We start from the raw sequence: 21,900 nt of genomic DNA on the forward strand, positions 1-21,900 counted from the left end.
CGTTATAATCGACTCTCTAAACGCTGGCAGAAAAGGTTTACCCTACAAATGTCTTTTAAAAATCAAACTACTACAGGACCAGCTGAATAATATGGTGCGCATTCTCAGCCTGAACAACCCCCGCCTGGCGCTGGCCTTTGTCGATTACATGGCAACTCAAGGGATAAAACTGCAGGTCAAAAATGAAAGTCAGGAAGTGCAGATCTGGCTGGAAGATGAAGCCCGGCTACCGGAAGTCGAGCAGCAATTAGCCCTCTTTCTAGAAGACCCGCTGCATCCGCGCTATCAGGCGGCCAGCTGGCAGACCGGCAACACCGGCGCTAACCTCAGCTATCAGCATTACTCCTACTGGCAGCGCATTCGCAGTCAGGCAGGCCCGCTGACCATGGTGATGATATTCTTGTGCATCGCGGTCTATATTCTGCAACAGATTTATGGCGACGAAAATGTCATGCGCACGCTGGCATGGCCGATGGACAGCAGCCAATATCTCGAGATTTGGCGCTGGTTCAGCCCGGCGCTGCTGCACTTCTCCCTGCTGCATATTCTGTTTAACCTGCTGTGGTGGTGGTACCTCGGCGGCCCGGTGGAAAAGCGTCTGGGCACTGGCAAACTGTTCACTATTACCCTGGTTTCGGCACTGGTCAGCGGCTGGGGACAGTCACTTTTCAGCGGGATCTGGTTTGGCGGCTTATCCGGCGTAGTATATGCCCTGATGGGGTATGTCTGGCTGACCGGCGAGTTAAAACCGGAACGCGGTATTTCTCTGCCACGCGGACTAATGGTATTTTCCATTGCCTGGTTGGTGCTGGGCTATTTCAACGTGATGGGGCTGGCTATCGCCAATGCCGCGCACGTTTTCGGTCTGGTGCTTGGCCTGCTCATGGCCTTTGTTGACACCCGTACGTCACATAAAAAACAGAATTAGGGGATTTCGGTGAAACAGACACAACGCCATGATGCCATTATTGAACTGGTGCGCCAGCAGGGTTATGTGAGTACGGAAGAGCTGGTTGAGCACTTTGCCGTCAGCCCGCAGACCATTCGCCGCGACCTGAATGACCTCGCCGAGCAGAACAAAATTCATCGCCACCACGGCGGTGCTGCCCTGCCTTCCAGCTCGGTGAATGCCGCCTATCACGACCGTAAAATCATGTGGTCGGAAGAGAAAGCGCGCATCGCCCAGCGCGTCGCGGCGCAAATCCCCGACGGCGCGACGCTGTTTATTGATATCGGCACCACGCCGGAAGCCGTGGCCCACGCGCTGTTGAATCACAAAAACCTGCGCGTAGTGACCAACAACCTCAACGTTGCCACCCTGCTCACCGCCAAAGAGGATTTTCGTTTGATCCTCGCCGGTGGCGAAGTGCGCACCCGCGATGGCGGCATTATGGGCGAAGCGACGCTGGACTTTATCTCCCAGTTTCGTCTCGACTACGGCATTTTGGGCATCAGCGGCATCGACATGGATGGCTCACTGCTGGAGTTCGACTATCACGAAGTGCGCACCAAGCGCGCCATCATTGAGAATTCGCGCTGCGTAATGCTAGTGACCGACCACTCGAAATTTGGCCGTAACGCCATGGTAAACCTCGGCAACATGAGTCTGATTGACTATATGTTTACCGATCAGAAGCCGCCAGAAAGCGTGATGAAGCTGATTGAGAAGTACGACGTCCAGCTCGAACTCTGCTAAATCCGCCCTATCCGGACGTGCGCCCTGCGCGTCCGGCTCCCCGTTCCCCCTTCTTTATCGTCTTAAACGAGCAATTACGAAAAGCACCGCGCGAATTCCTGCCATCTTTGTCTATTCTTTAATCTGATTGCGCTAAATCGCCAAAATTATGTTACCTGCATCACGCCTAAATGTTTTTATTTGGTTAACGCTTGGCTTGTTTGCTGTTTCTCGATTACAATCATGAGCGAAAACGAACATAAAAGAGCTATTACGAACATCTGGAGGAAGATGACGTGGAAACCAAAGACTTGATCGTAATCGGTGGCGGTATCAATGGTACTGGCATCGCTACGGATGCGGCTGGCCGCGGGCTGTCCGTTCTGCTGCTGGAAGCGCAAGACTTGGCCTGCGCAACCTCTTCAGCTAGCTCAAAACTGATTCACGGTGGCCTGCGCTACCTCGAACATTATGAATTCCGCCTGGTCAGTGAAGCACTGGCCGAGCGCGAAGTGCTGCTGCGCCTTGCGCCACACATTGCATTCCCAATGCGCTTCCGCCTGCCACACCAGCCTCACCTGCGCCCGGCCTGGATGATCCGCATCGGCCTGTTTATGTACGACCATTTGGGCAAACGTACCAGCCTGCCGTCCAGTAAAGGGCTGAAGTTTGGCGCGGATTCCGTGCTCAAGCCGGAGCTAACCAAAGGTTTCGAATACTCTGACTGCTGGGTTGATGATGCGCGTTTAGTCGTACTTAACGCTCAGGAAGTGGAAGAACGCGGCGGCGAAGTTCGTACTCGCACCCGAGTTACTCGCGCATGGCGCGAAGACGGCATGTGGATGGTGGAAGCCGAAGAAGTCGATACCGGCAAAACCTTCACCTGGCGCGCCAAAGGTCTGGTCAACGCGACTGGCCCTTGGGTGAAACACTTCTTCGACGACGGCCTGAAACTGAAATCGCCATACGGCATCCGCCTGATCAAAGGTAGCCATATCGTGGTGCCACGTGCGCACAATCAGCCGCAGGCCTATATTCTGCAAAACGAAGACCACCGTATTGTGTTCGTTATTCCATGGCTGGACGAGTTCTCGATCATCGGCACCACCGACGTGGAGTACCACGGCGATCCGAAAGACGTGCAGATCGACGAGAAAGAGACCAGCTATCTGCTGAAAGTGTATAACGACCACTTTAAGAAACAGCTGACCACCGAAGATATCGTCTGGAGCTACTCCGGCGTTCGCCCGCTGTGCGACGACGAATCAGATTCTCCACAGGCCGTGACTCGCGATTACACGTTGGACGTTCACGACCAAAACGGCAAAGCCCCGCTGCTGTCGGTGTTTGGCGGCAAACTCACCACTTACCGTAAGCTGGCTGAGCACGCGATGGAGAAACTGGGTAAATACTATCCGAAAGCAGGCCCGGCGTGGACCAAAAACGCCGTGCTGCCGGGTGGTAAACTCGGCGGTGACCGTGAAACTTACGCCGCCAATTTGCGTAACCGTTTCAAATGGTTGCCTGAATCACTGGCCCGCCGCTATACCCACACTTACGGCAGTCAGACCGAGTTGTTTATCGCCGACGCTACCAGCCTTGAATCACTGGGCGAAGATTTCGGTCACGGTCTGTACGAAGCCGAGCTGCGCTATCTGGTTGAGAAAGAGTGGGTTTGCGAACTCGACGACGCCATCTGGCGCCGTACCAAGCTCGGCATGTGGCTGGACAAAGCCCAACAGGCGCGCGTCGCCGAGTGGCTGGCAGCCAATAAGCAGCAGAAGAAAGACATCTCGCTTGCCTCCTAATCACTGGGGCTAGCAAGCAAAAAGGCATCCAGATGGATGCCTTTTTTATCTCTGAGACAACAGCTAACTCGCCCGCTGGCTACGTTTCTCTCTTCTACGATCAACATGTGCTTCCCACCATTCGGGTTTATGGGTTGGTTGAATCTTACAGATATCCGCAATAGCGACAACGATGTTGCTAGACTGAACACCATCAACATGTTCCGATAATGATGCAGATACCTTCTGATGCATTGGATCAAGAATAAAATCCACGCCTTTGATTCGAGCATGCTTTGCAGCAGGAACAAAATCAGCATCTCCTGCAAGCAGGATAATGACATCCACCAGTTTTTCATGGGCCAAAATAGTGATATCCATCCCTAACTTTATATCGACGGCTTTTTGCTTATATTCATAATAGAAATCATCGTTGGTGAGTTCATTCCAACTTACTTCATTATTGATAAGTTGCTTCAACCTTCTTTCTTTTACCTGCCACTGGCCCGTTGTAGATAACACTCCCATTCTTAAAGCAGTTTTGCGATTAAGCCTTAATTCTTCATGTAATTCATTGCGTAAAACATTTGGAGCATGGGCTTTAAAGTTTTTCGTAGAAGGTGTTTTATGGCCTTCAAGAGGAAGTGGAAATTTAATCTGCTTATCAAGAGGTGGGCAGTCATAATAATAGATACGATAAAGCGCGAGAGGCTCTAGCTCGGCATGTCTGCCGTGTGGGGAGTCCAAGTGAAATCTAACGATACGCCAAATGATTTTTACTAGCTGTGCCGCATCGATTGTCATTCCAGAAAAATGCTTTCTCAAAAAATAATCTATGCGGCGAATAAAATACCCGCCGTCGATCATAACTGCCGTTTTTTTCATTCTTATCAGTTCCTTTGATATGAAAAAGCCCAGAACCGTTGAGTAGATCCTAACTATTATCTACGAACAGTGCTGGGCTGCTGTGTGAAAATTAAGCTTTTATTCAGAGGCCGTCAATACAATTTAATCTTAATTTAATGGCTTTTAGATAAGCCTCGAAATAATAAAAGACACATTTTCATGTGCCTTTTATTCATCCAGCTAAGTTGTTCCGATAATTACCAATTACCTCATCACAACTTAATCGGCTTAATGTTCCAGATCTCATCCGCGTATTCTTGGATGGTGCGGTCGGAGGAAAAATAGCCCATGTTGGCGATGTTCAGCAGGGTGCGGCGGGTCCACTCTTCGGGCTGTTTGTAGAGTTCATCCACTTTATCTTGGGTATCGACATAGCTGCGATAGTCCGCCAATACCTGATAATGGTCGCCAAGGTTAACCAGCGTGTCGAACAGATTGCTGTAGCGTTTTGGCTCATTAGGGCTGAAGACGCCGGTGGCAATCTGAGTTAGCACCTGATGCAACTCAGCGTCCTGCTCATAGTAGCTGTGCGGGTTGTAGCCGTCGCGGCGCAGCTGCTCGACCTGCGGGGTAGTGTTGCCGAAGATAAAGATATTCTCTTCGCCGACGTGCTCCAGCATTTCGACATTGGCGCCATCCAGCGTGCCGATGGTTAGCGCGCCGTTGAGCGCAAACTTCATATTACTGGTGCCGGACGCCTCGGTGCCCGCCAGCGAGATCTGTTCAGAGAGATCCGCCGCCGGAATGATGATCTGTGCCAAACTCACGCTGTAGTTCGGAATGAACACTACTTTGAGTTTGTCGCGCACGCGGGGATCTTCATTGATCACCGCGGCTACGTCGTTGATCAGGCGAATAATTTGCTTGGCCGCGTAGTACGCAGAGGCCGCTTTCCCGGCAAAAATCACCGTGCGCGGCACCCAGCCAGCATCGGGATCTTCGATAATCCGGTTATAACGGGTGATGACGTGCAGCACGTTCATCAGCTGGCGTTTGTACTCGTGAATGCGCTTAATCTGCACGTCGAACAGGCTTTTCGGGTCCACCACCACGTCGAGCTTCTGAGCGATATACAGCGCCAGCCGCTTTTTGTTCTCCAGCTTGGCCTTGCGCAGCGCCTCGAGGAAGCTTGGGTAGTCGATATTCTGTTTCAGCTCTTCCAGCTGGCTGAGGTCCGTACGCCAGTTATGGCCGATGGCGTCATCCAGCACTTTCGACAGCGGCTTGTTGGCCAGCCCCAGCCAGCGGCGCGGGGTCACGCCATTGGTTTTATTGCAGAAACGGTCTGGATAGATGTGGGCGAAGTCGACAAACAGCGACTGCACCATCAACTCCGAGTGCAGCGCCGACACGCCGTTCACTTTATGGCTGGCAATCACCGCCAGCCACGCCATGCGTACACGGCGGCCGTTGCCTTCATCAATAATCGACACGCGGGAGAGAATGCCGCTGTCATCCGGCACTTTCACCGCCACCTCTTTGAGGAAGTGGTCGTTAATCTGGAAGATAATTTCCAGATGGCGCGGCAGGATTTTGCCAATCATATCCACCGGCCAGGTTTCCAACGCTTCGCTCATTAGGGTGTGGTTGGTGTAGGAGAAGACCTGCGTCACTGTCCCCCACGCCTGCTCCCACGTGAATTTATGCTCGTCAATCAGCAGACGCATTAGCTCAGGGATGGAGAGCACCGGGTGAGTGTCATTGAGGTGGATGGCGATTTTGTCCGCCAGATTCTCGTAAGTGTGGTGCGTGACGTAGTGGCGGTTGAGGATGTCCTGCACGGTAGCCGACACCAAAAAGTACTCTTGGCGCAGGCGCAGCTCGCGGCCCGAGTAGGTGGAGTCATCCGGGTAGAGCACCCGCGACACGTTTTCCGAGTGGTTTTTATCTTCCACCGCCGCAAAGTAGTCGCCCTGATTGAATTTGCCAAGGTTGATTTCGTTACTGGCCTGCGCACCCCACAGGCGCAGCGTGTTGGTAGCGTCGGTGTCGAAACCGGGGATAACCTGATCATAAGCCAGCGCAATAACTTCTTCGGTTTCTAGCCAGCGGGTTTTGCTGCCTTCATGCTGCAAACGCCCGCCGAAACGCACCTTGTAGCGGGTGCTGTGGCGCTGGAATTCCCACGGGTTGCCGTACTCCAGCCAATAGTCTGGGGACTCCATCTGCTGACCATTAATGATATTTTGCGCGAACATGCCGTATTCATAGCGAATGCCGTAGCCACGGCCCGGCAGCGCCAGCGTCGCCAGTGAATCAAGGAAACAGGCCGCCAAACGCCCCAACCCGCCATTGCCCAAGCCGGGGTCATTCTCTTCGCCGATCAGCTCCTCAAGGTCAAAGCCCATTTCATCCAGCGCCTGCTTGATGTCATCGTAGATGCCCATCGACAGCAGCGCGTTAGACAAGGTGCGGCCAATCAAAAACTCCATCGACAGATAATAAACCTGACGCACATCCTGCGACGTTTGCGCGCGGTTGGAGCGCAGCCAGCGTTCTACCATGCGGTCGCGCACGGCAAACAGCGTGGCGTTCAGCCAGTCGTGTTGGGTGGCGATAGAGGGGTCTTTGCCGATGATAAACATCAACTTATAGGCAATAGAGTGTTTCAGCGCTTCAACACTGACAGTAGGCGATGTGTAATTAAACGGTGAGGTCATAGCGTTGCGTTCCCAATCAAGTCATGCCGCTGCGCGGCCATTATGACAACAGGCGTTGATAAAGAGACAGATAGGCCTGAGCCGCTACCTGCCAGCCGAAGTCGATTCCCATGGCATGATGCTGCACGTGCCGCCAATGCTTTGGCCGGCTCCAGAGAACAAAGGCCCGACGAATAGCGTTACCCAATGACTTGCCGTTCGCCTCTTCGAAAACAAAACCGCTGGCGGTGCCGTCGGCCAGATTCTCCAGCGCGCAGTCCACCACGGTATCAGCCAGCCCGCCGGTGCGACGCACCAGCGGCAGCGTGCCGTACTTTAGGCCGTAGAGCTGAGTCAGGCCGCAAGGCTCGAAACGGCTCGGCACCATGATCACATCAGCGCCGCCAATAATGCGGTGCGAGAACGCTTCGTGATAACCCAGCTGAACGCCAACCTGCCCCGGATTGTCCGCCGCCGCCGCCAAAAATGCCTGCTGCAACACGGCATCGCCCGCGCCGAGCAGCGCCAATTGGCCGCCGCGTTCCAGCAGATCGGGCAGCGCTTCCAGCACCAGATCCAACCCTTTTTGACTGGTCAGGCGGCTGACCACGGCGAACACCAGCCGCGAGTCATCGACGTCCAGCCCCATCGCCCGCTGCAAATAGGCTTTGTTGATGGCTTTGGAGCGCAGGTCGTCGGCGTCGTAACGCGCAGACAGCAGCACATCATTGCGCGGCTGCCAGATAGCATCGTCTACGCCGTTGAGAATACCGGTGAGACGCCCTTCGCGCTCCAGCTCCAGCAGTAGCGACTCCATGCCGTAACCAAACTCCGGCCGGGTGATCTCCTTGGCGTAGGTTGGGCTGACGGTGGTGACGTGGTCGGAGTAATACAGCCCGGCCTTGAGGTAAGAAATCTGGCCGAAGAACTCCAAGCCGTGCATCTGGAAGAATTCTTGCGGGATTTGCAGCTGCTGCAAATGGTGGCTTTCGAACAGCCCCTGAAATGCCAGATTGTGCACCGTAAACACGGTTTTCACCGGCAGATTACGTGCGCGCACGTAGGCGGACGTCAGCCCGGCGTGCCAGTCATGGGATTGCAGAATATCCGGCTGCCAAGACGGATCGAACCCGGCACCCAGCTCCGCCGCCATCCAGCCCAGCAGGGCAAAGCGCAGATGGTTATCCGGGTAAGCATATAAAGATTGATCGTGATACGGACTGCCGGGACGGTCATACAAAATGGGCACGTCAATTATATAAATTCCCACGCCCTGATAGACGCCGTAGCGCAGCGTCACCTGCCCCGCAAAAGTATCAAGTTGCCCCACGACCTGCGTCTCGCCCAGCCCGCGTTTGATATCAGGGAACGCCGGAATCAAGACGCGAACGTCAGTCCCCCCTTCAATTTGTGCGGCGGGAAGCGCACCCGCGACGTCAGCCAGTCCGCCCGTTTTCAACAGGGGGAACAGCTCTGAACAAACATGTAAAACCTGCATTCGCGCTCCTGAGTCATCACCGCCATCACGGGATAAGGGCCGAAATGGCGAGCAAATATTATCGGGGCAGACGTCAATATTCTCCCTCTTGACCGTCCCGGACCACGTTCATTTCATCTAATCAGCTTTTCACTTCTTACCGGCCGACCCAACGCGTTGGGCTGCAAAATGCCGGGTATTACAATTTCGCGAGCATCGCCCTGGTGACGAGCACGACCCCGCCCTCTGAACGATAAAAACGTTTACTGTCTTCGTCGGCGTTTTCGCCAATCACCATGCCCTCAGGAATATGACAGGCACGGTCGATCACGCATTTACGCAAACGACAGGAGCGACCGACGTTGACGTCCGGTAGCAAGACTGTCGAATCAATATTGCAAAACGAGTTCACCCGCACGCGCGGGAACAGCACGGCGTTGACCACCACCGAGCCAGAGACAATGCAGCCCCCGGCTACCAGAGAGTTCATGGTCATGCCGTGGCTGCCCGACCTGTCTTGCACAAACTTGGCCGGCGGCAGCGGCTCCATATGGGTGCGGATAGGCCACGAGCGGTCATACATATCCAGCTCAGGCGTCACCGACGCTAAATCCAGATTGGCTTTCCAGTAAGCGTCCAGCGTACCGACGTCGCGCCAGTACGGTGGCTGCTCGCTGTTTTGCGTCACGCAGGAGAGGCTGAAGGGATGGGCCCAGGCCGCGCCCTGACGCGTAATTTTCGGAATAAGATCTTTACCAAAGTCGTGGCTGGACTCTTCGCTCGCCATGTCCTCTTCGAGCAGACGGAAAAGGTAATCCGCATTAAAAATGTAGACCCCCATGCTGGCCAGCGCCATGTCCGGCTGGCCCGGTATTGAGGGCGGATCCTGCGGTTTTTCGAGGAAGCTCTTGATTTGATAGTCTTCGCTGACGTCCATCACGCCAAATTCACTGGCTTCCGCCAGCGGCACGGCCAGACAGGCCACGGTGCAATCGCCGCCTTTTTCCACGTGGTCCACCAGCATGCGCGAGTAGTCCATTTTGTAGATGTGGTCCCCGGCCAGAATCACCACGTACTCCGCCTCATAGCGGCGAATAATGTCCAGATTCTGATACACCGCGTCGGCGGTACCTTTGTACCAATGCTCGGTGCTCTGGCGCTGCTGGGCGGGGAGTAAATCGACGAACTCGTTCATCTCCTCATTGAGAAACGACCAGCCGCGCTGAATATGCTGAACAAGGGTATGTGATTGATATTGCGTGATTACGCCGATGCGACGAATGCCCGAGTTCAGGCAGTTCGACAGGGCAAAATCGATGATGCGGAATTTGCCACCAAAGTGCACCGCAGGCTTGGCCCGCGTGGCGGTTAAATCTTTCAAGCGCGAACCGCGTCCTCCGGCCAAAATTAGCGCCACGGACTTGAGCGGCAGCTGTCTTGCCAGCATGACCGGGTCTCGATGTTCTGTTTTACTCATGATGAACTCCTTGCATCACTCTGCTGACGTTGCGCTGTGCCGAAGGTGTTGCCCGACGATTGGTTGTTAATCACTTATTCGCCGCTCTCCAGTACAGATAGGGTTTTCGCTTGCGCACACCACATTCCGCCCTCCCTGACCGGCGGTGCTCCCTCAGCGAATGGCGCAACCAGGCGCCAGTTCCCTGCGGGCAATTGCATATCAACATCGTTAAGCGATGCGTTGAGAACCACCAGCCAGCGCCGCGAAAGGCGGATTTGCAGCCACTGCTGCGGGCCATGCTCCCAACCCTCATTGCTCATCGGCTGGCCTTGCTGGTCCAGCCATTCAACGTCATCGCCCCCGGCCTGCCACCACGTAGAACGCGACAGCGCGGGGATCTTCTTGCGCAGCGCAATCAGCGCCGCCACGTAGGCCGTGAGGCTTTCATCGGCGTGATGCCAGTCGAGCCAGGTCAGCGCGTTATCCTGACAGTAGGCGTTATTGTTGCCCTGCTGGCTGTGGCCCTGCTCATCGCCTGCCAGCAGCATCGGCGTACCCTGCGACAGCAACAGCGTCGCCAACAGGGCGCGCTGGCTCAGCCCGCGCTGATGCTGCACCGCAGGCGAGGCGTTCAGCCCTTCTTCGCCATGGTTCTGGCTGTAATTCTCATTGTGGCCGTCGCGGTTATCTTCGCCGTTGGCCTGATTGTGCTTGTCGTTAAAGCTCACGAGGTCGCGCAGCGTGAAGCCGTCGTGAGCGGTAAGCATGTTCACGCTGGAATAAGGCGCGCGATCGTCATGATTGAACAGGTCGGCGGAGGCGGCAAAGCGCTGGGCGAACTGCCCCAGCGGCAGGTTGCCGTGCAGCCAGAATTTGCGCATGTCATCGCGCCACAGGTCGCTCCACTCGGCGAAAGGCGCGGGGAAATGCCCCAGTTGGTAGCCGCCGGGGCCGATGTCCCAGGGTTCGGCAATCAGCTTGCAGCCCGATAGCACGTCGTCGGCCTGAATTGCGGCAAACAGCGGCGATTGGGTGTCGAAGGTCGGCGTTCTGCCAAGCACCGTGGCTAAATCAAAGCGGAAACCGTCGACGTGGCACTCCCGCACCCAATAGCGCAGGCAGTCCACCGTCCAGGCAATGGTTTCGTCATCCACCAGACGCAGCGCGTTGCCGCAGCCGGTCACGTTGTCGTCACTGCCGTCTTCGCGCAGCCAGTACCAGCTGGCGTTATCGATGCCACGGAAGGAGATAAATGGCCCGTCGACGTCCAGCTCCGCGCTGTGGTTGAACACCACGTCGAGGATCACTTCGATTCCCGCCTGATGCAGCGCTTTGACCGCTGCTTTAAATTCGTTCAATGCCGATAGGTTTTTGTGGCGGCTGGCGTAGCGTGGTTCCACCGCGCAAGGGGCCAGCACGTTATAGCCCCAGTAATTGCTCAGCCCAAGCCGCTGTAGGCGCGGCTCGTCGGCGTGATGCTGCACCGGCAATAATTCAATGGCGGTAATGCCCAGATGCTGCAGATATTGCAGCATCACCGGATGCGCCAGCCCGGCATAAGTGCCGCGCAGCGCCGCCGGAATGCCCGGATGCTGGCGAGTCAAACCGCGAACGTGCGCCTCATAAATCACCGTTTCGCTCCACGGCGTGGCGGGCGGCGCGTCATCCCCCCAGTCAAAGGCGTCATTGACCACTACTGACTTTGGCGCGGCCACCGCGCTGTCTTTGTCATCCGGCGCGTCAATGCCGCCGGCGAGCCGCGCGTTGTCCCGCAGCTCTCCTTCTAGCGCCCGAGCGGCTGGATCGATCAACAGCTTTTTAGGATTGAAACGTAACCCCCGCGCCGGTTCAAACGGCCCGTAAACCCGATAACCGTAGCGCTGCCCTGCCTTGGCGTTTGGCAGAAAGCCGTGCCAGAGGTTGCCGGTTCTCCCCGGCAAGGTTAAGCGCTGCTCGCTGCCTGCTTCATCAAACAGGCACAACTCGACCTTCTCCGCGTGGGCGGAAAACAGGCTGAAGTTGACGCCATCTGGCTGCAACGTGGCACCAAAAGGCTGCGATTTACCGGGCTGGAGCTTATTCATAGATCCTCCCGCCTGAGATAGAGAGTCGCCAGCGGAGGAATGGTCAGCGATATGGAGTGATCGCGCTGATGGTGGTGGTGGGCATGGCTGTAAATATCACCGCCGTTGCCGACATTGCTGCCGCGATAGAAGTGCGAATCGGTATTCAGCACTTCGTGGTAGCGCCCCGGACGCCCGACGCCGATGCGGTAATCGTAGCGCGGCACCGGCGTGAAGTTGCTGACCACGATGATTTCGTTGCCGTGCTCGTCGCGACGAGCAAAGGCAAACACCGAGTTTTCATGGTCATCCACCACCAGCCATTCAAAGCCGCGCGGGTTGAAATCCAGCTCATACAGCGGCGACTGCTGGCGATAAACGTGGTTTAAATCGCGCACTAAATGCTGCACGCCGCTGTGCCAGCCATTTTGGTCATCCAGCAGGTGCCAGTCGAGGCTGTTGTTGAAATCCCATTCGCGCCCTTGGGCAAACTCACAGCCCATAAACAGCAGTTTCTTGCCCGGATGCGCCCACATAAAGCCGTAATAGGCCCGCAGGTTGGCAAACTTCTGCCAGGTGTCGCCCGGCATTCTGTCGAGCAGCGAGCCTTTGCCGTGCACCACTTCATCGTGCGACAGCGGCAAAATGAAGTTCTCGCTGTAGGCATAAAGCACGCCAAAGGTCATGAGGTGGTGGTGATATTTGCGGTGAACCGGGTCAAGCTGCATGTAATTGAGGGAGTCATGCATCCAGCCCATATTCCACTTGTAGTGGAAGCCGAGGCCGTTGGCGTCCGGCGGCATGGTGACGCCGGGGTAGTCGGTGGACTCTTCCGCCAGCGTCACTGCCCCGTCCAGCTCGCGGCCAATGGTCTGGTTGGTGTAGCGCAGGAAGGAGATCGCTTCGAGATTTTCCCGCCCGCCATAGTGATTAGGCACCCACTCTCCCGGCTTGCGGCTGTAGTCGCGGTAGATCATCGACGCCACGGCATCGACGCGCAAACCATCAATGCCGTAGCGCTCAATCCAGTAAAAACCGTTACCCGCCAGATAGTTGCGCACTTCGTGGCGGCCATAGTTGTAAATCAGCGTGTTCCAGTCCTGATGATAACCTTCGCGCGGATCGGCATATTCGTACAGCGCGGTGCCGTCGAACTGCGCCAGCCCGTGGGCGTCGCTCGGGAAATGGCCCGGCACCCAGTCGAGGATCACGTTCAGCCCGGCGTCGTGGGCGGCGTCGATAAAGGCTTTGAACTCTTGCGGCGTGCCGTAGCGACGGGTCGGGGCATACATGCCGAGCGGCTGATAGCCCCAGCTACCGTCGAACGGATGCTCGTTAATTGGCATCAGTTCAATATGGGTGAAGCCCATCCATTTGGCGTAGGAGACCAGCTGCTCGGCCAGCTCACCATAGCTCAGCCAGAAATTATCATCGGTATGGCGACGCCACGAGCCGAGATGCACCTCGTAAACGGAGATGGGCTGGTTAAAGGCATTGGCTTTCTTGCGTTCGGCGGAAAACGGCACCTTTTCAGGCAGTTGGCGCACCAGAGAAGCCGTCTCCGGGCGCATCTGGGCTTCAAAAGCATAAGGGTCGGCGCGCAGCGAAACATGGCCACGGCAATCAATAATTTCATATTTGTAGAGCTGGCCCTGCTTAACGGCGGGGATAAACAGCTCCCAAATGCCGTTTTCGCGGCGCTGGCGCATCGGGTGGCGCCGGCCATCCCAGTAATTGAACTCACCCACTACGGAGATCCGCGTGGCATTCGGCGCCCAGACGGCGAAACTCACGCCTTCGACGCCATCCAGCACCTGCGGGTGCGCGCCCAGTTGTTCATAAGGGCGGAGGTGCGTGCCCTCGGCCAACAGCCAGATATCCAGCTCCTGCAACAGAGTGCCGAAGCGATAAGGGTCGTCGAGGCGATGGGTATTTTCGCCCCAACGCACGTCCAACTGATAGCGAAACGGGTTCTTGCGCCGTGGTATTAACCCGACAAAAAAACCGCGATCGTCATAGCGGCGCAGCTCACACACCTGCGTACCCTTGTCGGCGTCCACCACCCACACTTGATCAGCGTCTGGCAGCAGAGCGCGAACTTCAATACCTGCCGCGACGGTGTGCATCCCCAGTAAGGAAAAAGGATCAGCGTAGTGTCCAGAAATAAGCTGATTAATAACGTGCTGATCGGGAAGTACTGACATGAATTTCGTCCTATGATTAATTAAATCAATAAATTCAATGACATCAGGCAGATGATTAATGTTATTTCTCAAATAAATTGTGCGCCCGTTTTCTCATGCGCCCTGTGATGCGCGTGCCGTTATTTTTTGCTTAAACGTGCTCGACGACGCTCATGTTCACAGTTTCTAAAAATGTGCTATTTCCCCCTTCTCAAATTCTAATGGGTCATCTACTAAGCATAGACAAAGGTCGTTAAAAGGCAGGGTGGATAAGCAGAGGAATTTTGGGTGTCTTGAAATTCAGGGGAAAGCGCTAGGAGGAGAGACAGGAACAGGGTGAAGTGCTTGATAAAAGGAGTTAAAACGGGACACCGTGCTGGTGCCCCGAGGGAGGATTATCAGGAGTTACAGCAAGATGCGCAGCATGCGGCGCAGAGGCTCAGCGGCCCCCCACAGCAGCTGGTCGCCCACGGTGAAGGCGGAGAGATACTGTGGGCCCATGTTCAGCTTACGCAGACGCCCAACCGGGGTGTTCATGGTGCCGGTGACCGCGGCCGGAGTCAGTTCACGCATCGACATTTCACGGTCATTCGGGATCACGCGAACCCAGTCATTGTGGGTAGCCAGCATCTGTTCGATTTCTGGAATCGACACGTCTTTTTTTAGTTTCAGGGTGAAAGCCTGGCTGTGGCAGCGCAGCGCGCCGATGCGCACGCACAGGCCATCCACTGGGATCACGCTTGAAGTACCAAGGATTTTGTTGGTTTCAGCCTGACCTTTCCACTCTTCTTTGGTCTGGCCGTTGTCGAGCTGCTTGTCAATCCAAGGGATCAGACCGCCCGCTAAAGGAACGCCGAAGTTGTCGGTTGGCAGAGTACCGCTGCGGGTCAGCGCAGTGACTTTGCGTTCGATATCCAGAATGGCCGAAGCCGGATCTTGCAGCTCTTTCGCCACGTTGTTGTGCAGCATGCCCATTTGGGTCAGCAATTCGCGCATGTGACGCGCGCCGCCGCCAGATGCCGCCTGATAAGTGGCGACAGAGGCCCACTCAATCAGGTCATTGGCAAACAGGCCGCCGAGTGACATCAGCATCAGGCTGACGGTGCAGTTACCGCCGGCAAAGGTCTTAATACCTTTGTCGATACCCTGATGAATTACTGCGCTGTTGACCGGGTCCAGAATAATGATCGCGTCATCGTTCATTCTTAAAGAGGATGCTGCGTCGATCCAGTAGCCATTCCAACCGATTTGACGCAGCTTCGGATAGATTTCATTGGTATAATCGCCGCCCTGACAGGTAATGATAATGTCCAACGCACTCAGTGCGTCGAGATCATAAGCATCCTGCAATGTGCCCTGCTGCCCGGTAAATGACGGAGCGGCCTGGCCGTGTTGCGAGGTGGAGAAGAATACCGGGCGGATGGCGTCAAAATCGCGTTCTTCAATCATGCGTTGCATGAGTACAGAACCGACCATACCGCGCCAGCCAATGAAACCTACATTTTTCATAATTACTGTCCTGACCTGAAAGGTGATAGCTGCGTAATGAGTTTGATTTTTTAGCGCTGACGACCCTGTCAACACAAAGGATTTGTCCCGGAAACCGTTCGGGCGACAGGCAAAAGACAGTACCTATTCGAAACAAACGAAGACGGGTATACCACCTTACAAAATGGTGTAGAAGTGGCAAGTGAATTTAATCGATAGTGCGGGCTTTTTTAGCAGCACAACTTATATAACAGGTAAAAATAATCCCTATATACCCACGGGTATAGGGGGTAACTCTCTTCTGAGGTAGTCATGACCGAAATGATTTCAGCAACTATTTTGCTGTTTTTAATTATGGACCCACTAGGTAACCTGCCGATCTTTATGTCGGTGCTCAAACATTTAGATCCTAAGCGTCGTCGGGTGGTGCTGATCCGCGAGATGTTGATCGCGCTGATCCTGATGCTTATTTTCCTGTTTGCCGGTGAGAAGATCCTCTCCTTCCTCAATCTGCGCACAGAAACGGTGTCGATTTCCGGCGGTATTATTCTGTTCCTGATCGCCATCAAGATGATTTTCCCTTCAGAAGAGAAAAGCAGCACCGGCTTACCGGCGGGTGAAGAACCCTTCCTGGTGCCGATGGCAATCCCACTGGTGGCCGGCCCGTCGATTCTGGCAACGCTGATGCTGCTCTCGCATCAATATCCGAATCAGATGTCGCACCTGACGCTGGCACTGTTCATCGCCTGGGGCCTGTCGATGTGCATCCTGTTGCTGTCAAACCTGTTCCTGCGCCTGCTCGGCGACAAAGGCGTCAGCGCCCTCGAACGCCTGATGGGTCTGGTGCTGATCATGCTTTCCACCCAGATGTTCCTTGATGGAGTTAGGGCGTATTTGAAGATTTAGTGAAAAGAGGCTCATGCAAAAGGAGATGCAAAATGAATGACCATATTGACGTCGAAGCAAGCAGCGGCAATGTTTACGCCGACATTGGTTTGCCTAATGCGGAAGAGATGTTAGTAAAAGCTCAGTTGGCACAAAAGATTGGCGAAATCATGAAAAGCAGACGTTTGACTCAAGTCGCAGCCGCCGAGCTTTTTGGCATGAGCCAGCCTAAGTTATCAGGCTTATTACGCGGTCAGTTCAGAGGTATTAGCGAAGCTAAAATGCTCGATTGCTTGAGCCGTCTGGGCCGAGATGTACAAATCGTCGTCGCTAAATCCAAACAAACCACCGGCACAATTAAAGTCGTCTTTGCATAAGCTTCTCACTCCGTACCAACAAAAAACGGCGAGTATATGGCTCGCCTTTTTTATTCCAATTCTTCTGATCTTATCAGGCTTTTAAAGGCTTTTTCCCCACTAGAGGCATCAGCACACGAGTGACATGCGTAGGTGCCATCGCGCCCTTACGGATCGCCACCATTTCCTCAGCTGATTGCCGAAGTTGTTCGAATAGTTGTTTATTCATGTTCATCTCCATTGAACCGCAACTTTACTCTCACAAGGTAAGAGTTCAACGCGAGTTTTTTGTCTTCCCCATAAAAAAACGGCGAGCACATGGCTCGCCGTTTTTATTGATAACCTGTTGTTTTTACTTCAACAGATAACGTTTTACACCACCATCGACAGCAGCAAACATCCGCCCAAGCCGCAGAGGGAGATGATGGTTTCCAGCACCGACCATGACTTGAAGGTCTCGACGATAGTCAGGTTGAAATACTCTTTGAACAGCCAGAAGCCTGGGTCATTAACGTGAGAGAAAATCAGGCTGCCGGAACCTACGGAAATAACCATCAGCTCAGGGCTAACGCCGGTGGTGGCAATCAGCGGAGCCGCAATGCCGCCAGCGGTAATGGCCGCCACGGTTGCCGAACCCAGCGCGATACGCAGCACTGCCGCAATCGACCATGCCAGCAGAATTGGCGACAGGTGGCTGCCGTTCATGATGTTAGCGATGTATGGCTCGATGCCGCTGTCTACCAGTACCTGTTTGAACGCACCGCCACCGCCGATGATCAACAGCATCATAGCGATGATTTTGATGGAGTCAGTCACGGTATCCATCACTTCTGTCATGGTACGGCCACGGTTCAGACCAAAGGTGAAGATAGCAATCAGCACGGCAATCAGGGTTGCCATCACCGGGTCACCGAAGAATTCTGCGTAAGGCAGGATAGCGTGGCCCTTCGGCAGCACCATCTCACACACCGCGCGGAAAGCCATCAGGATCACCGGCACCAGCGACGTCGCGACGCTCACGCCGAAGCTTGGCATCTCTTCTTCAGTAAAGGTTTTCGGGTTGAATAAGCCTTCTGGCACCGGCTTGTCGATTCCTTTGAGGAAGCGCGCAAACAGCGGCCCGGCGATGATAACCGTCGGTACGGCCAGCAATGAGCCATAGAGCAGGGTTTTACCCATATCTGCATGGAAGATGGTGGCAATCGCCGTTGGACCTGGGTGTGGTGGCAGGAAGCCGTGGGTCACGGACAGCGCAGCCGCCATCGGCACGCCGACATATAGCAGCGGCAGGCGCGCGGCGGCGGCGATGGTAAATACCAGCGGCAGCATCAGTACGAAACCCACTTCATAGAACAGCGCAAAGCCGACGATAAAGCCAGTCAGCACCACGGCCCATTGAATGTACTCTTTACCAAACTTCTTAATCAGCGTGGTGGCAATACGCTGCGCACCCCCGCAGTCAGCCAGCATTTTACCGAGCATGGCACCAAAGCCCATGATCAGCGCCAGACTTCCCAGCGTGCCGCCAACCCCGTTTTTAATCGAAGTGATAACTTTATCGACCGGCATACCCTGCATGATGCCGACCGCCAGCGCGACCAGAATCAGTGCGATAAACCCGTTGAGTTTGAATCGGATCATAAGCAACAGCAGTAGCGCGACGCCTACGGCTACAATAACTAATGGCATATCTTTTCCCCTTAATGCTTTCTCCAGCGCAGGTGATCAAACGCCGGTACATTATTTTTGATTTTCAATAAGTTGTAGGAGTTAACAGTGCAACGGGTACAGGTCGCGACCGCTAAATCAGCAGTGCATTCCTTTGTGATATTAATCACATCTCCATTTGTTACCGGTATCATGATACCGGTAACATGCTAATATTAGGACTCACTCCGCAGTCGAAATTTTCATTTTGGGATAGAGATCATACTTATGGCAGGACAAAGCATCATTCTGATGGGCGTGTCAGGCAGCGGTAAATCCACCGTAGGCGCAGCACTGGCGCGTGAAATCAACGCTAAATTTATTGACGGTGATGACCTTCATCCCCGCGCCAATATCCAGAAAATGGCCAGCGGCCACCCACTGAACGATGACGACCGCGCGCCGTGGCTCAAACGCCTGAACGACGCGGCCTATAGCCTGTACCATAAAAACGAAACCGGCATTATTGTCTGCTCCGCGCTCAAACGTCGCTATCGCGACGCGCTGCGTGATGACAATCAGGGCGTGGTTTTCTTGTATTTAAAAGGTAGCGTTGACGTTATTTCGGAACGCCTGAAAGCCCGCGCCGGGCATTTCATGCCGCTGGATTTGCTGAAAAGCCAATTCGAAGCCTTGGAAGAGCCGGGCGAAGACGAGCCAGATGTGCTGCGCGTGAATATCGACCACAAATTCGACGGCGTGGTAGATCGCTGCGTAGCGGCATTGCAGAAGCTGAATGCGAAATAGGAAAAAGGTTTGCTCCTTCTCCTCTCAGAGGAGAAGGCTGGGATGAGGAGTGGTTTAATTCCGCGCTCAATACAGCCAACCCCAACCCTCCCCTAAATAATGGAGGGACAAAAACAAAACATCAATCCGGCTTCAAGCGATTGATATGAATGGTTAAAAACATGATTTCATCCGTGGTCAGCTGACAGCGGTGATTCTTCAGCACGTAATCATTTATCTTTAACGCGCACTGATAAGCCACGGGCATGGCGTCCTGAATTCCGGCGTAAATACTTTTATCGTCATGATTCACTTCGGTGCGGTTTAATAAACGCAGCGAGAAGAATTTCAGGTGAGTGATAATGCGCTGATAGTCGATAGACTTTTCATCGTAATTGATGCGTAAATCATATTTGATGATGTTAAGAATATCTTTAATCATGCTGGCACTCTGCATGGTGCTTTGCATATTGTTGGTGGTCGCATTCGCCAGATGCAGAGCAATAAAACCGGCTTCATCCTCGGGCAGTTCACAATGTAATTTTTGGTTAATCATCGCCAAAGCCTCGAGGGCAACGGCAAACTCCGCCTGATAAAACTGCTTAATATCCCAGAGTAGGATGTTCTTTATCTCAATGCCTTTTTTATAGCGCTCAACGGCAAAACTAATATGGTCGCTTAGCGCGAAGAACAGCGTCTCCTGCGCCTCGATGTTGAGACGGCTTTTAGCTAACTTGATAATTTCCTGAGTAATAAATAAGCATTCCGTGGGGATAGCCGCCGTCAGTTGCGCCAGAATATCCGTCATGCCACTGGCCTTTTTCACAAACTGGCTCTCGATATCCGCGGTATTCAGACTGTCTCCCACCTGCTTGCCAAAACCAATACCACGGCCAATCGCCACCACTTCTTGTTGATCATCTTCCGTGGCAATCACCGCATTATTACTGAGTATTTTTAAGACTCTCATCCCAGTTTTCTCATGCCGGATAGATCCTTACTTTAGCGAGGGTTTTAAAAGGGTTATTGCCTATAAAAGCATTAAGGCGATAACGCGAAATGCGCTATCACCTTATTGGCAACAACAGACAGCTTATGGCGTTTATACGCCTTTAATCGCGCTTATAGCGCATTATTTTTAATCACATCCGCATACCAGTAAGAGCTTAACTTACGAATACGCTTCAGATCTTTTAAATCAAATTCGTCACGATTAACATAAATTAATCCATAGCGCTTAGAACAGCCCTGATGGGTGGAAATTAGATCCAACGCCGACCACGGCGTATAGCCAAATACCTCAACGCCGTCGGTGATGGCCAGCTGCATTTGCTCCAGATGGCGGCGTAAATAATCGATACGGTAGTCGTCGTTTATTTCCCCATTCTCATCCAGCTTATCGAAGGCCCCCAGGCCATTTTCGGTAATTAATAGCGGCAGGTGGTAGCGATCGTAGATTTCACGCAGCGTGTTGCGAAAACCTACCGGGTCAATTTCAGTGCCAAACTGGGTGCGCGGCAGGTGGTCATTCGCCGCGCCGCGATGCACGCCATCTTCCCCTGATTTCAACAGCTTATTGCCACCGCGAATCACTTCGTCGGTGCCGTCGCCCCGGCTGGCTTCCACCGCCTGGGTGGTGTAGTAGTTGAAGGCGATGAAGTCCGGCTTGCCGCTGCGCAAGATCTCCATATCCCCCGGCAAAATCTCCGGCGCATAGCCCTTCTCTTCCATATATCGCCAAGCCAGCGTGTTGTATTCGCCGCGCGCCGCCATATCCAGATAGAGCCAGTTGCGGATGGCGTTGTAGTTGAACGCCGCCAGAATATCTTCCGGTTTGGATGTCGCAGGGTAAATCACCGCAATGTTCGGCGCAGGGCCAATTTTCGCTCCCGGGACCTTATTGTGCAGTGAATTCATCACCTTGGCCTGCGCCACCAGCATATTGTGGTTTTGCTGGTAGAGGTTTTTCTTCTGATTCACCAGCTTTTCATCCAGCGTGCCCAGCGCCGCGCCCTGCAAAATCATCAGGTTTTGCTCGTTGATGGTCAGCCAATATTTCACTTTACTGCCGTATTCATCAAACAGCACGTCGGCGTAGCGGGCGAAGGCATCCACGGTTTCACGGTTGTACCAGCCGCCTTTTTCTTGCAGCGCCTGCGGCAGATCAAAGTGGTACATGGTGACGATCGGCACAATGCCGTGGCTGAGGATCTCGTCGATCAGCCGATGGTAGAAGTCGATCCCGGCCGGGTTAATTTCGCCACTGCCGTCGGGGATAATTCGCGTCCAGGCGATGGAAAAACGGTACGACTTCAGGCCAATTTCGGCGAACATCGCAATGTCTTCTTTGTAGCGATGATAGTGATCGCTGGCAACTTTAAAGTCGGTGGTGCCTTCCGGGTATTCGCGGCGGGCGTCGATAACCGACGGCCCTTTGCCATCTTCATCCCATGCGCCTTCCACCTGATAAGCCGAGGTGGAAGCGCCCCATAAAAAGTCTGTCGGGAAAGGTTTAAGTTCCGAATATTTCACATTTTTTCTCCTTTGAG

General features: G+C 54.1%; 17 protein-coding genes. 6 read left to right on the forward strand and 11 right to left on the reverse strand.

Annotation, left to right across the window (positions count from 1 at the left end):
• Positions 1–91: 91 nt before the first annotated feature.
• From glpG to glpD, 3 genes are all read left to right on the forward strand, one after another.
• Complete coding sequence (gene glpG, locus V2154_RS20425; protein WP_353503628.1) at positions 92–928, forward strand: rhomboid family intramembrane serine protease GlpG; 837 nt, start codon at positions 92–94, stop codon at positions 926–928.
• Positions 929–937: 9 nt separating this feature from the next.
• Entirely contained in the window at positions 938–1,696 is a 759-nt protein-coding gene (locus tag V2154_RS20430; RefSeq protein WP_034793903.1) for a DeoR/GlpR family transcriptional regulator, read from the forward strand.
• Positions 1,697–1,971: 275 nt separating this feature from the next.
• Positions 1,972–3,483, forward strand: a complete 1,512-nt coding sequence (gene glpD / locus V2154_RS20435; protein ID WP_353503629.1) for a glycerol-3-phosphate dehydrogenase — start codon at positions 1,972–1,974, stop codon at positions 3,481–3,483.
• A 63-nt stretch (positions 3,484–3,546) separates the two neighbouring features.
• On the opposite strand, the gene V2154_RS20440 is transcribed toward glpD, so the two are convergent.
• From V2154_RS20440 to asd, 7 genes are all read right to left on the reverse strand, one after another.
• Positions 3,547–4,347, reverse strand: coding sequence for an NYN domain-containing protein (locus V2154_RS20440; RefSeq protein ID WP_353503630.1), 801 nt, complete (start codon positions 4,345–4,347; stop codon positions 3,547–3,549).
• Positions 4,348–4,580: 233 nt separating this feature from the next.
• Entirely contained in the window at positions 4,581–7,028 is a 2,448-nt protein-coding gene (gene glgP / locus V2154_RS20445; protein WP_353503631.1) for a glycogen phosphorylase, read from the reverse strand.
• A gap of 40 nt (positions 7,029–7,068) precedes the next feature.
• A complete protein-coding gene (glgA, locus tag V2154_RS20450) occupies positions 7,069–8,505 on the reverse strand; it encodes a glycogen synthase GlgA (protein ID WP_353503632.1) in 1,437 nt (478 codons plus the stop codon).
• 178 nt (positions 8,506–8,683) lie between these two features.
• Positions 8,684–9,961: a glucose-1-phosphate adenylyltransferase gene (glgC, locus tag V2154_RS20455; RefSeq protein WP_353503633.1), complete on the reverse strand. Its 1,278-nt coding sequence runs from the start codon at positions 9,959–9,961 to the stop codon at positions 8,684–8,686.
• 74 nt (positions 9,962–10,035) lie between these two features.
• Positions 10,036–12,027, reverse strand: a complete 1,992-nt coding sequence (glgX, locus tag V2154_RS20460; RefSeq protein ID WP_353503634.1) for a glycogen debranching protein GlgX — start codon at positions 12,025–12,027, stop codon at positions 10,036–10,038.
• Positions 12,024–14,210, reverse strand: a complete 2,187-nt coding sequence (glgB, locus tag V2154_RS20465; RefSeq protein WP_353503635.1) for a 1,4-alpha-glucan branching protein GlgB — start codon at positions 14,208–14,210, stop codon at positions 12,024–12,026. The genes glgX and glgB overlap by 4 nt, the downstream gene beginning before the upstream one ends.
• 384 nt (positions 14,211–14,594) lie before the next feature.
• Entirely contained in the window at positions 14,595–15,698 is a 1,104-nt protein-coding gene (gene asd / locus V2154_RS20470; RefSeq protein ID WP_353503636.1) for an aspartate-semialdehyde dehydrogenase, read from the reverse strand.
• A 291-nt stretch (positions 15,699–15,989) separates the two neighbouring features.
• Between asd and V2154_RS20475 the strand changes: the two genes are divergently transcribed.
• Both V2154_RS20475 and V2154_RS20480 read left to right on the forward strand, forming a co-directional pair.
• On the forward strand, positions 15,990–16,583 hold the full coding sequence (locus V2154_RS20475) for a YhgN family NAAT transporter (protein ID WP_034793928.1): 594 nt from the start codon (positions 15,990–15,992) through the stop codon (positions 16,581–16,583).
• Positions 16,584–16,615: 32 nt separating this feature from the next.
• Complete coding sequence (locus V2154_RS20480) at positions 16,616–16,939, forward strand: helix-turn-helix domain-containing protein (RefSeq protein ID WP_154145695.1); 324 nt, start codon at positions 16,616–16,618, stop codon at positions 16,937–16,939.
• Positions 16,940–17,012: 73 nt separating this feature from the next.
• Here V2154_RS20480 and V2154_RS20485 read toward each other — a convergent pair whose 3' ends face one another.
• Both V2154_RS20485 and gntT read right to left on the reverse strand, forming a co-directional pair.
• Positions 17,013–17,147, reverse strand: a complete 135-nt coding sequence (locus V2154_RS20485; RefSeq protein WP_353503637.1) for a hypothetical protein — start codon at positions 17,145–17,147, stop codon at positions 17,013–17,015.
• A 143-nt stretch (positions 17,148–17,290) separates the two neighbouring features.
• A complete protein-coding gene (gene gntT, locus V2154_RS20490; protein ID WP_353503638.1) occupies positions 17,291–18,607 on the reverse strand; it encodes a gluconate transporter in 1,317 nt (438 codons plus the stop codon).
• A gap of 246 nt (positions 18,608–18,853) precedes the next feature.
• On the opposite strand from gntT, the gene V2154_RS20495 reads away from it, so the two are divergent.
• Entirely contained in the window at positions 18,854–19,372 is a 519-nt protein-coding gene (locus tag V2154_RS20495; RefSeq protein ID WP_353503639.1) for a gluconokinase, read from the forward strand.
• A 121-nt stretch (positions 19,373–19,493) separates the two neighbouring features.
• Here the strand turns inward: V2154_RS20495 and licT are convergent, their stop codons facing one another.
• Together licT and V2154_RS20505 are read right to left on the reverse strand one after the other, a co-directional pair.
• On the reverse strand, positions 19,494–20,321 hold the full coding sequence (gene licT, locus V2154_RS20500) for a BglG family transcription antiterminator LicT (RefSeq protein ID WP_353503640.1): 828 nt from the start codon (positions 20,319–20,321) through the stop codon (positions 19,494–19,496).
• A 152-nt stretch (positions 20,322–20,473) separates the two neighbouring features.
• Positions 20,474–21,883: a glycoside hydrolase family 1 protein gene (locus V2154_RS20505; protein ID WP_353503641.1), complete on the reverse strand. Its 1,410-nt coding sequence runs from the start codon at positions 21,881–21,883 to the stop codon at positions 20,474–20,476.
• Between the last annotated feature and the right edge of the window lie 17 nt (positions 21,884–21,900).

The sequence above is a fragment of the Ewingella sp. CoE-038-23 genome, from assembly GCF_040419245.1.
GTDB lineage: Bacteria > Pseudomonadota > Gammaproteobacteria > Enterobacterales > Enterobacteriaceae > Ewingella > Ewingella allii.

Excerpts from the sequence above, each read along its gene's own strand:
- glpG (WP_353503628.1), top strand. The coding sequence starts at position 92 with ATGGTGCGCATTCTCAGCCTGAACAACCCCCGCCTGGCGCTGGCCTTT.
- V2154_RS20440 (WP_353503630.1), bottom strand. The coding sequence starts at position 4,347 with ATGAAAAAAACGGCAGTTATGATCGACGGCGGGTATTTTATTCGCCGC.
- glgP (WP_353503631.1), bottom strand. The coding sequence starts at position 7,028 with ATGACCTCACCGTTTAATTACACATCGCCTACTGTCAGTGTTGAAGCG.
- glgA (WP_353503632.1), bottom strand. The coding sequence starts at position 8,505 with ATGCAGGTTTTACATGTTTGTTCAGAGCTGTTCCCCCTGTTGAAAACG.
- glgC (WP_353503633.1), bottom strand. The coding sequence starts at position 9,961 with ATGAGTAAAACAGAACATCGAGACCCGGTCATGCTGGCAAGACAGCTG.
- glgX (WP_353503634.1), bottom strand. The coding sequence starts at position 12,027 with ATGAATAAGCTCCAGCCCGGTAAATCGCAGCCTTTTGGTGCCACGTTG.
- glgB (WP_353503635.1), bottom strand. The coding sequence starts at position 14,210 with ATGTCAGTACTTCCCGATCAGCACGTTATTAATCAGCTTATTTCTGGA.
- asd (WP_353503636.1), bottom strand. The coding sequence starts at position 15,698 with ATGAAAAATGTAGGTTTCATTGGCTGGCGCGGTATGGTCGGTTCTGTA.
- V2154_RS20475 (WP_034793928.1), top strand. The coding sequence starts at position 15,990 with ATGACCGAAATGATTTCAGCAACTATTTTGCTGTTTTTAATTATGGAC.
- V2154_RS20480 (WP_154145695.1), top strand. The coding sequence starts at position 16,616 with ATGAATGACCATATTGACGTCGAAGCAAGCAGCGGCAATGTTTACGCC.
- V2154_RS20485 (WP_353503637.1), bottom strand. The coding sequence starts at position 17,147 with ATGAATAAACAACTATTCGAACAACTTCGGCAATCAGCTGAGGAAATG.
- gntT (WP_353503638.1), bottom strand. The coding sequence starts at position 18,607 with ATGCCATTAGTTATTGTAGCCGTAGGCGTCGCGCTACTGCTGTTGCTT.
- V2154_RS20495 (WP_353503639.1), top strand. The coding sequence starts at position 18,854 with ATGGCAGGACAAAGCATCATTCTGATGGGCGTGTCAGGCAGCGGTAAA.
- licT (WP_353503640.1), bottom strand. The coding sequence starts at position 20,321 with ATGAGAGTCTTAAAAATACTCAGTAATAATGCGGTGATTGCCACGGAA.